Annotated in this window: 8 protein-coding genes and 2 tRNA genes; 1 reads left to right on the plus strand and 9 read right to left on the minus strand. The window is 63.4% G+C overall.

Going from position 1 to position 10,284, the window contains the following annotated elements; translation table 11 throughout:
- Positions 1–146 precede the first annotated feature (146 nt).
- From CA2_RS13550 to CA2_RS13570, 5 genes are all read right to left on the minus strand, one after another.
- Positions 147–473, minus strand: a complete 327-nt coding sequence (locus CA2_RS13550) for a hypothetical protein (RefSeq protein ID WP_051519679.1) — start codon at positions 471–473, stop codon at positions 147–149.
- A gap of 267 nt (positions 474–740) precedes the next feature.
- A tRNA-Ser gene (locus CA2_RS13555) sits at positions 741–831 on the minus strand.
- 62 nt (positions 832–893) lie between these two features.
- A tRNA-Ser gene (locus tag CA2_RS13560) sits at positions 894–984 on the minus strand.
- 81 nt (positions 985–1,065) lie between these two features.
- Entirely contained in the window at positions 1,066–1,983 is a 918-nt protein-coding gene (locus CA2_RS13565; protein ID WP_042418280.1) for an SPFH domain-containing protein, read from the minus strand.
- A 56-nt stretch (positions 1,984–2,039) separates the two neighbouring features.
- On the minus strand, positions 2,040–2,465 hold the full coding sequence (locus tag CA2_RS13570) for an NfeD family protein (RefSeq protein ID WP_042418281.1): 426 nt from the start codon (positions 2,463–2,465) through the stop codon (positions 2,040–2,042).
- Positions 2,466–2,616: 151 nt separating this feature from the next.
- On the opposite strand from CA2_RS13570, the gene CA2_RS13575 reads away from it, so the two are divergent.
- Positions 2,617–5,043 carry an arginine/lysine/ornithine decarboxylase gene (locus CA2_RS13575; protein WP_042418283.1) on the plus strand — a complete coding sequence of 809 codons (2,427 nt, stop codon included), beginning with the start codon at positions 2,617–2,619 and terminating at the stop codon, positions 5,041–5,043.
- Positions 5,044–5,179: 136 nt separating this feature from the next.
- Here the strand turns inward: CA2_RS13575 and CA2_RS13580 are convergent, their stop codons facing one another.
- From CA2_RS13580 to CA2_RS13595, 4 genes are all read right to left on the minus strand, one after another.
- Positions 5,180–6,052 carry a DNA ligase gene (locus tag CA2_RS13580; protein WP_042418285.1) on the minus strand — a complete coding sequence of 291 codons (873 nt, stop codon included), beginning with the start codon at positions 6,050–6,052 and terminating at the stop codon, positions 5,180–5,182.
- A 316-nt stretch (positions 6,053–6,368) separates the two neighbouring features.
- Positions 6,369–8,246, minus strand: a complete 1,878-nt coding sequence (locus CA2_RS13585) for a potassium transporter Kup (RefSeq protein WP_042418293.1) — start codon at positions 8,244–8,246, stop codon at positions 6,369–6,371.
- A gap of 477 nt (positions 8,247–8,723) precedes the next feature.
- Positions 8,724–9,245, minus strand: a complete 522-nt coding sequence (locus CA2_RS13590; RefSeq protein ID WP_042418287.1) for a superoxide dismutase family protein — start codon at positions 9,243–9,245, stop codon at positions 8,724–8,726.
- Between the two features lie 133 nt (positions 9,246–9,378).
- Positions 9,379–10,281: a ZIP family metal transporter gene (locus CA2_RS13595; RefSeq protein WP_042418296.1), complete on the minus strand. Its 903-nt coding sequence runs from the start codon at positions 10,279–10,281 to the stop codon at positions 9,379–9,381.
- Between the last annotated feature and the right edge of the window lie 3 nt (positions 10,282–10,284).

Here is a 10,284-nt window from a genome sequence, read left to right on the forward strand (position 1 = left end):
CGATTCAGTGCGTGGCCCAGTTCATGCCAAGGGGTTTGACCAGCGTAGGCCATGGTTTCTACGAGATGTGCCATGAGAAATCCTTTAAAAACAAATGCGTCTTATTCAATAAGCGGTGTAAAAAAACACCACCCAATAGAGAGAGGTCACAGGTAGATAAAACTGCGCTTGCAACTCCTACAAAAGCGGTTGCCCAGCAGCATGCGATCGAGCTGCGCGCCCGCTTTGGTGCCGATTTCGCAGCCCAGGGCACTGGCGCTCATTGCGGTCAGGACCGCGCTGGCAATGCCTGTGAGTGCAATACCTGGCAAGGCAACACTGCCGCTTTGCAGCACTTGCAAGGCCTTGAGCGAGGCTTTGAAGGCGCCGGCAGCGCCCACAACGATGCCGATGGCACCAAAGATTTTGAGGCCCGTGGCCCGAGGGACCACGTCGCGGCTTTGGCAGTAGGGGCAGAAGGGGGGGAAGTCCATCAGTAGCTCCAGACGAAGGTGTAGATGCAAAAAAGCCCGAGCGATGGCTCAGGCTTGCATGGCTGGTAAAGGGCCTGGTAGGTAGGCCAAGCTAGTGATATGTAGTTGAAAAAAAATAGAGTTCAGCTGCTGCGGGTATCTCTGCACAAGTCCGAAGAAGTCCGATGGAGTACGGATCAATCAGAAATTTAATGGTGGATAGGATGGTAGATTTAATAATTTAAAAAACAAAAAAGCCCCTGAAATCAGGGGCTTAGTTGATTTTTTTGGCGGAAGGGGCGGGATTCGAACCCGCGGTGGGCTATTAACCCACACACGCTTTCCAGGCGTGCGACTTAAACCGCTCATCCACCCTTCCTGGGTGCACAGTCAAGCTGTGAGCTGAATTGAAAAACCAAGCATTCAGCTTGGCTTGCAATCTGGCGGAGAGGGCGGGATTCGAACCCGCGGTGGGCTATTAACCCACACACGCTTTCCAGGCGTGCGACTTAAACCGCTCATCCACCTCTCCGTGAAGCTGAAATTCTAACCTGCTTTTGCAGCCTCAAATGGAGAAAGGCGCAAAACTTTGCAGGTGGACGTGATTTCGCGTTCAGCCGCGCGAGCCGCCTTGCTGCACCACGCGCATGGCGGAAGCGATGAGGCCGGAGACTTCGGAGATATTGCTGGGCACGATCAACGTGGTGTTGGCGTCCTGGGCCACCTTGCTGTAGGCATCGACGGCGCTTTCGGCCACTTTGAGCTGCACGGCCTGCTCGCCACCCGGGTGCTGGATGGCCTGGGCCACACGCTCCAGTGCCTGGGCGGTGGCTTCGGCCACGGTGGTGATGGCGGCGGCTTCACCCTGGGCCTTGTTGATGGCGGCCTGCTTTTCACCTTCGGAGCGGGCGATGAAGGCTTCGCGCTCGCCGGTGGCGATGTTGATCTGTTCCTGGCGGCGGCCCTCGGAAGCTGCGATCAGCGCGCGCTTCTCGCGCTCGGCGGTGATCTGGGCCTGCATGGCGCGCAGGATTTCGTTGGGCGGGGTCAGGTCCTTGATTTCATACCGCAGCACCTTCACGCCCCAGTTCAGCGCGGCTTCGTCGATCGCATTGACGACCTGGGCATTGATCATGTCACGTTCTTCAAAGGTCTTGTCCAACTCTAGCTTGCCGATCACGCTGCGCAGTGAGGTCTGGGCCAGCTGCGTCACCGCCATGATGTAGTTGGACGAGCCATAGCTGGCGCGCATGGGGTCGGTCACCTGGAAATACAGGATGCCGTCGACTTGCAGCTGGGTGTTATCGCGCGTGATGCAGACCTGGCTGGGCACATCGAGCGGGATTTCCTTGAGGCTGTGCTTGTACGACACCTTCTCGATGAAGGGGATGATGATGCGCAGACCGGGGCTCAGTGTGCCGGCATATTTGCCGAAGCGTTCCTTGATCCAGGCGTGCTGCTGGGGAACGATCTTGACCGACATGCTGATGAAGATGGCAGCAATCACTAAACCGATGATGGCAATTTCCATGGTCCAAACCTTTTGAAGAGAAAAACGAAAGACAAAAAACAGGTGACTTGGCCAGGTCAGGCCTTGTCCACGATCAGGCGGTTGCCCTGTACCTCGATCACACGGTACAGGCCTGTCGACGGCAGGCTGCCGGGTCGCAGCACCACGGTCCATTGGCTGCCTCGGTAGGGGATGCGCGCCGTGCCATCGCTGTTCCACTCGGGCACGTGCAGGGTTTCGCCAATGTCCAGATTCAGGTCGGGGTTGGCGGCGGTGGGCAACTCGGGTATGCGGCGGCCGCGGATGCGGCGGCACAGCAAAACGGCCAGCACGCCGATGATGGCGGCCGTGCTGATCTGTGCGGGCAGGCCCAGCCCCAGGTGGGCGGCGATGGCGCCTGCGGCCAGCCCGGTGGAAATCATCAGCAGGTAGATGCCCCCCGTCAGAAGCTCGGCGGCAATCGCAATGCCGGCCAAAATCCACCAAATAGTACTTGCCTCCACGGCGTCACTCCCTAGGCTATGTGTGTGGCGCAGTGGTGAAACTGCTCGTAAATTTAGGAAAAGCGTCTGCAATTTGCAGGCTGAACCTAGATATTACTTACACTGCGCGCCTATCTGACTTTTATTGGTTCCCGACTGCAAGGGGTTGCGCATGAAATTCCGTTTTCCCATCGTCATCATCGACGAGGATTACCGCTCCGACAACACGTCTGGCCTGGGCATCCGTGCCCTGGCGCAGGCCATTGAGGATGAGGGCTTTGAGGTCCTTGGGGTGACCAGTTATGGTGACCTGAGCCAGTTTGCGCAACAGCAAAGTCGTGCCAGTGCGTTCATTTTGTCGATCGACGACGAAGAGCTGACCGGCGACAACGACGACCCCATCATTCACAGCCTGCGCAGCTTCATTGGCGAAGTGCGCCGCAAGAATGAAGAGGTGCCAATCTACATCTACGGCGAGACCAAGACCAGCCGCCACCTGCCCAACGACATCCTGCGCGAGCTGCATGGCTTCATCCACATGTTCGAGGACACGCCCGAGTTCGTGGCCAAGCACATCATCCGCGAAGCCAAGGCCTACCTGGAAAGCGTGCAACCCCCGTTCTTCAAGGCGCTGTTGGACTATGCCGAAGACGGCTCGTACAGCTGGCACTGCCCCGGTCACTCCGGGGGCGTGGCCTTCCTGAAGACGCCCGTGGGCCAGATGTACCACCAGTTCTATGGCGAGAACATGCTGCGCGCCGACGTGTGCAATGCCGTGGAAGAGCTAGGCCAACTGCTGGACCACAACGGCGCCATTGGCGAGTCCGAACGCAATGCCGCGCGCATCTTCAATGCCGACCATTGCTACTTTGTGACCAACGGCACCTCCACCTCGAACAAGATCGTCTGGCACCACACCGTGGCGCCCGGTGACGTGGTGGTGGTGGACCGCAATTGCCACAAGTCCATCCTGCACTCCATCATCATGACGGGTGCGATTCCGGTGTTCTTGAAGCCCACGCGCAACCACTTTGGCATCATCGGCCCGATCCCGCAAAGCGAATTCAGCATCGCGTCGATCCAGGCCAAGATTGCCGCCAACCCCTTGCTCAAGGGCGTGGACGCGCAGACCGTCAAGCCGCGCGTGCTGACGCTGACGCAGTCCACCTATGACGGGGTGTTGTACAACACCGAGACCATCAAGACCATGCTGGACGGCTATGTGGCCAACCTGCATTTCGACGAGGCGTGGCTGCCGCACGCGGCCTTCCACCCCTTCTATGGCACCTACCATGCCATGGGCAAGAAGCGCCAGCGTCCCAAGGAGTCCGTGGTCTACGCCACGCAGTCCATCCACAAGCTGCTGGCCGGTATCAGCCAGGCCTCGCACGTGCTGGTGCAGGACTCGCAGAACGAGAAGCTGGACCACCACCTGTTCAACGAGGCGTACCTGATGCACACCTCGACCAGCCCGCAGTACAGCATCATTGCCAGCTGCGACGTGGCGGCCGCCATGATGGAGCCGCCCGGCGGCACAGCGCTGGTGGAAGAGTCGATTCTGGAGGCGCTGAACTTCCGCCGCGCCATGCGCAAGGTGGACGACGAGTTCGGCGACGACGACTGGTGGTTCCAGGTCTGGGGCCCCGAAAAGCTGGCGGAAGAGGGCGTGGGCCGCGCGGACGACTGGATCATCCGCGGCAAGGATGCCGCGCCCAAGACCAAGTCCAAGAAAAAGAACGGCAAGGAATTCGACAACTGGCACGGCTTTGGTGACCTGGCCGACGGCTTCAACATGCTGGACCCGATCAAGTCCACCATCGTCACGCCCGGCCTGGACCTGGACGGCGACTTTGCCGACACCGGCATTCCCGCTTCTATCGTCACCAAGTACCTGGCCGAACATGGCGTGGTGGTCGAGAAGACCGGCCTGTACTCGTTCTTCATCATGTTCACCATCGGCATCACCAAGGGCCGCTGGAACACCATGCTGACGGCGCTGCAGCAGTTCAAGGACGACTACGACCGCAACCAGCCGCTGGCGCGCATCCTGCCCGAGTTCGTGCAGCAGCACCGCCGCTACGAGCGCATGGGCCTCAAGGACCTGTGCCAGCACGTGCACGAGCTGTACGCCAAGTACGACATCGCCCGCCTGACGACGGAGATGTACCTGTCGGACCTGCAGCCCGCAATGAAGCCTTCGGACGCCTACGCCCACATTGCCCAGCGCAAGACCGAGCGGGTCGAGATCGACCACCTGGAAGGCCGCATCACCGTGGGTCTGGTGACGCCTTACCCACCCGGTATTCCGTTGCTGATTCCCGGCGAAGTCTTCAACAAGAAGATCGTGGACTACCTGCTGTTCGCGCGCGAATTCGCCAAGGAGTGCCCCGGGTTTGAAACCGACATCCACGGCCTGGTGGAGATCGAGGACGACCAGGGTAACGTGCGCTTCTACGCCGACTGCGTGGTGCAGGCCCCGTCGGCCCAGGCTGCGCCCAAGCCCCGCGCAGCACGCGCCAAGGCGGCACCGGTGGCCAAGCCTGCGGTGAAAGCAGCCACGACCAAGGCTGCCGCCAAGACCGTGGCCAAGAAGGCCTGAGTCTGGATGGGCGGACCCTGGCCACGGCCGTGGCAGGGTCCATGAAAAAGAGAGCAAGCAGCGCATGTTCTGTCTGGACTTAGGATGTCAAACCATCTGAAATCCTTGCAAAACCAGCGCAAGCAGCTCTCTTTTTTTATGGCTGATCGCTGGTGCGCAACCGCCAGTAGCGCGCAAAACGCGGCAGGCCGCTGGGGTGGGTGCCGTTGAAGCGGTAGGTGATGGTGCTGCCAATCGGCGGTGGCTGGCGGCGGTCGGCATCGCTCAGGCCGCTGCCCAGCTTGAAGCGCTGGCCGCTGGGGGCCTCGACCAGCAGCGCGCCGGTCATGCCGCGGTATTTGCCCTGGCCCGGCAGGTGGGCCACGACCACGGCCTCGGCGTCCTTGAACAGCTTCAGCTTGATCAGGTCCTCGCTGCGCCCGCCCCGGTAGGGCGCCTGGGCGTGGCGCAGCATCAAGCCCTCGGCGCCCGCCTGGCTGTAGCTGCGCAGCTGGCGCTGCAGGGCGTCATGGCTGGGCACCTGCCATTGCGGGGCCACCTGTACCCAATCCTGGCCGATGGCTGCCACGGTGCGCTGCAACTGCTGCTGGCGCTGGGTGAACGGCCCGGGGTGCTGGGGCACATCAAACACCATGTAGCGCAACCGACGCCAGCCAGCATCGTCCTGCGCGCCCTGGGCCACGGTCGATTGCACCGCGGCAAACTGGCCGCGCCCGGCCCACAGCTCACCGTCCAGCGGGGTGCGCGGCCAGCCGCGCACAAACCAGGCCGGCGCCTCGATTGGCAGGCCCTGGCGGCTGAGCAGTTGCTGGCCCGTCCAGTGCGCACGGATGCCGTCATATTTCTCGCTGACCCAGTAGGCCTGGATGTCCAGCTGGCGGTGGTAGGGGCCGGCCAGGGTCAGCGTCTGGCCCCAGGCGCCGGAGAGTGCCAGCCACCCGCCGAGCAGCAGGGCCCATGCCGCGCGCCGGACCGCGCGCGGGCGTGTGGGGCGGCCTGCAAGCGGCATGGCGGGCCTAGGTCCGCGCCAGCAGGTGGGTAGCACGGCAGGGGCGGACATTGCGCCCAAGGCGTGTGAACACTGCCGAATCACGGGCTTGGTATGCCCCAGTAGGGGGCAAGCGGGTGGCACTTACCGCATCGTGGGGCGGCGCTGTGCGGAAGGTGTCGCGCATGGTGTCTCCACAGCCAAGGATGGCAGACAGCATAGCCGGCACCGGCCTGTGCGGGCCGGCCTTGCATCGGGATGGATGACCGCACCTCGGTCAGCTGGGGGCGGATTGATCCAGGCCAGGGCGCGCTGCACGGGACAGGTGCCCCGGGGTTCAGATCACGATCTGGCTGCCCAGCTCCACCACGCTGCGGTGCGGCAGGTGCAGGAAGTCGGCGGCCGAGCCGGCGTTGCGGTACATCTGGGCGAACAGCTTCTCGCGCCACAGCACCATGCCATGGCCGCGTTGCGCCACGATGATGTCGCGCGACAGGAAGTAGCTGGTCTCCATGTCGCTCAGCGAAGGGATGGTCTGGCGGCTGGCCAGCAGGTACAGGGCGGCCGGGACATGCGGTTCGTCCTTGAAACCGAAGTGCAGGATGACCTGCCAGCACTCATGGCCCAGGTCGGTGGCGTTGAAGCGCTGCGACACCGGGATGTGCGCGACCTCGTGGTGGCGCACGGTCACGAACAGGTTGCGCGCGTGCAGCACCTTGTTGTGCTTGAGGTTGTGCAGCAGGGCGCTGGGCACGGTGCCGGCCTGCGACGACAGGAACACCGCCGTGCCTGCCACGCGTGTGACGTTACTGTCATGGCGCAGCATGTCCAGAAAGCTGGCCAGCGGCAGTGCGTGGTGCTCCATGGCCGCGGTGATCAGCTGGCGTCCGGTGTGCCAGGTGCGCATCAGCACGAACATGGCACCGCCAATCGCCAGCGGGAACCAGCCGCCGTCCGGCAGCTTGATCAGGTTGGAGGCAAAGAAGCTGACATCCACGACCAGGAAGAACAGCGTGGCGGCGGCCACGGGCAGCAGGGGATAGCGCCAGCCCCAGCGCACCACGAAGAAGGTAAGGATGGTGGTGATCAGCATGTCCAGCGTCACGGCAATGCCGTACGCGGCGGCCAGCGCGCCGGAGGACTGGAAGAAGATCACGGCCAGGGCGATGCCCACGCACAGGCCCCAGTTGACCAGGGGCATGTAGATCTGTCCGGTGTCGGTCTCGCTGGTGTGCAGCACCTGCAGGCGCGGCAGGTAGCCCAGCTGGATCACCTGCTTGGTCACGCTGAAGGCGCCGGTGATCAGCGCCTGGGAGGCAATCACCGTGGCCGCCGTGGCCAGCACCACCAGGGGCAGCAGCAGCGCGCGTGGCGCCATCGCGAAGAAGGGGTTGCTGACGGCCTCGGGTTGCTGCAGCAGCAGGGCACCCTGGCCCAGGTAGTTCAGCAGCAGCGCGGGCATGGCCACGCCAAACCAGGCCTGGCGGATCGGGCGTTTGCCAAAGTGGCCCAGGTCGGCATACAGGGCCTCGGCGCCGGTGACGCACAGCACCACGGCGCCCAGCAGCAAGAAGGCAATGCCGGGCTCGTCCCAGATGAACTGCAGCGCATAGTGCGGGCTCAGTGCCCACAGGATGGTGGGGTGGTGGGCGATGTGCCAGATGCCCAGGCCGGCCAGGCTCAGGAACCACACCAGCATGATCGGGCCAAACCACCGGCCGATGCCGGCCGTGCCGCGCTTTTGCACGGCGAACAGGGCCAGCAGGATGGCCAGGGTCAACGGGACGACCGAGGATTCAAAGCGCGGCGACAGCACGGCCAGGCCTTCGACGGCCGAGAGCACGGAAATGGCCGGGGTGATGACCCCGTCGCCATAGAACAGGCAGGTGCCGAAGATGCCAATCGCCATCAGCACCTTGCGCAGGCGGGGGTGGCCTTCGACCGCCTGGGCCGCCAGGGCCAACATGGCCACCAGGCCGCCTTCGCCACGGTTGTCGGCCCGCAGCACCAGCGTGACGTATTTGAGGGAAACGATGACCGTGACCGTCCAGGCCACCAGCGACAGCACACCGTACACATGCTCGGGAGTCAGGCTGATGTGGCCGGAGTTGAAGACTTCCTTGAGCGCGTACAGAACGCTGGTGCCGATATCGCCATACACCACACCCAGGGCGCCAAGGGTGAGGGCTGTGAGAGAAGATTTTGCGGAGTGCACAAACAATGCGGACAACTGAGATGTGCGCGATTGTGCGAGTTCGCCAAATACGCGTCGATTTCAGGTCAAACCTGTGCACGCAGCATGGACATCGCTTGACGGGGCTTGCAGTCTGTGGATTTTTTAAAAATAGAGCAGTCTGCGCTTGCCTGGTGTGCGTTGGAGGCCAAAAACACTGCTAAAAATCTGTGCATCCCGCATCGGTCTGGGGTGCTTGCGCCTGAATTTGTGGTTGGCGATGCCGCTGTTGCACGCCCAGCGCACACGGTGGCTGCTGCGTGCACTCGCCTGGAATGTGGCGAGTCGCCCACGTCACGATGCATGAAGCATCCCGCCTCCGTGCAATGCTGCGGTGTGGTGACCTGGGCGGTGCCGTCATTCAAGGCTGTAAACACCACCGGCGCCGGTTGCCAGGCGCCGGTGGACAAGCCGGGAGCCGACGCACGGTGGCGTGCAGCGGTCGGGGGCGAGGGGGCTTTACTGGCGCTTGATGACGGCACAGGCCAGGCGGGCACCGGCGTTGCCGGTGGGCTGGGTGGTGTAGTCGTCGGGGTTGGCATGCACGATCAGGCCACGGTCCGTGACGTCGTTGTCGCCGCTGCCCAGGTTGATCTGGGCGGTTTCATAGTTCACGATGGCCACGCCATCGGCGTTGGCACGCAGGCTGGGCAGGTCGCCGGCGTGGTGGGGTGTATGGCCGTACTTGCCGTGCGCGGTGTTGCCGGGGTTGAAGTGCCCGCCCGCGCTGGTGCCGTCGGGGCTGGAGCAGTCGCCCTTCTCATGGATGTGGAAGCCGTGCTCGGAGTTGGGCTTGAGGCCGCTGATCTGGCCAGACACCTTGACCATGCCGTGCTTGTGCTGCATGAAGTGCACTTTCCCCGTCACCGTGTTGCCGGCCGTGGGTTGCAGCTCTGCAGTGGCGGTGGGGTCGTTGCCGAGGCCTGCGCAGCCGGCCAGTGCTGCTGCGGCGATGCTGGAGAGCAAAAGGCGGTAGGTCATAGGATTTCCTTGGGATCTGGTGGTTGCTGATAGCAGCAATTTTTCACGCCGATGCGGCTTGTTGCGTGCGCCGTGTCTGAGCTTGGCGTAGTGTTTTGTCCTATCCCGGCCCAGCGCCGACCATCGCCATGCGCTAGCCCAGTGCGGTGTCCATGACCATCATCAGCACAAAGCCCAGCATCAGCCCCCCGGTGGCAAAGGTCTCGTGGCCCTTGCGGTGGGATTCGGGAATGATTTCATGGCTGATGACAAACAGCATGGCCCCTGCCGCAAACCCCAGCCCCCAGGGCAGCAGCCCCAGCGAGGTGCTGACCACGGCCGCGCCCAGCACGGCGCCGATCGGCTCCAGCAGTCCACTGAGCATGCCCAGGGTGACGGCCAGGCGCCTGCGGTAGCCTGCGGCCAGCAGGGCCACGGCCACCACCAGCCCTTCGGGCACGTCCTGGATGGCAATGCCCATGGCCAGCGCGTTGGCCGCCAGGCTGTCGTTGCCGGCGTAGCCCACGCCAATCGCCAGCCCTTCGGGCAGGTTGTGCAGGGCAATCGCAAATACAAACAGCCAGGTGCGCTGCAGCTTGCGGGCCGTGTCGGCGTCGCGGCCTTCGCGGCCCTTGATGAAGTGCTCGTGGGGCAGCAGGCGGTCCATGCCTAGCATCACGGTCGCCCCGAGCAGGATGGCGGCTGCCAGCACGCCGGCGGCCATCCAGTCGGAGCCGCCTTGCTGGCGCACGGCCTCCATGCCGGGCAGGATCAGCGAGAACGCGCAGGCGGCCAGCATCACCCCGGCGCCAAAACCGTACATGGTGTCCTGGGTGCGATCGCTCATGCTCTGCGACAGCATCACCGGCACAGTGCCCAGCGCCGTCGCCAGTGCGGCGACCATGCCACCCCCCAGTGCCTGCAGCACGACCGGTTGCGTCTGGGCGAAGGCCCAGAACTGCGCAAACAGTGCCCAGATGCCCAGCGCCGAAATGGCAAAACCAATCCACAGGCGCACGCTGTGGCGGGCGCCAGGCACACCCAGGGCATGCGGCAGGGG

This window comes from Comamonas aquatica NBRC 14918 (genome assembly GCF_000739875.1).
GTDB classification, from domain to species: Bacteria; Pseudomonadota; Gammaproteobacteria; order Burkholderiales; family Burkholderiaceae_C; genus Comamonas; species Comamonas aquatica.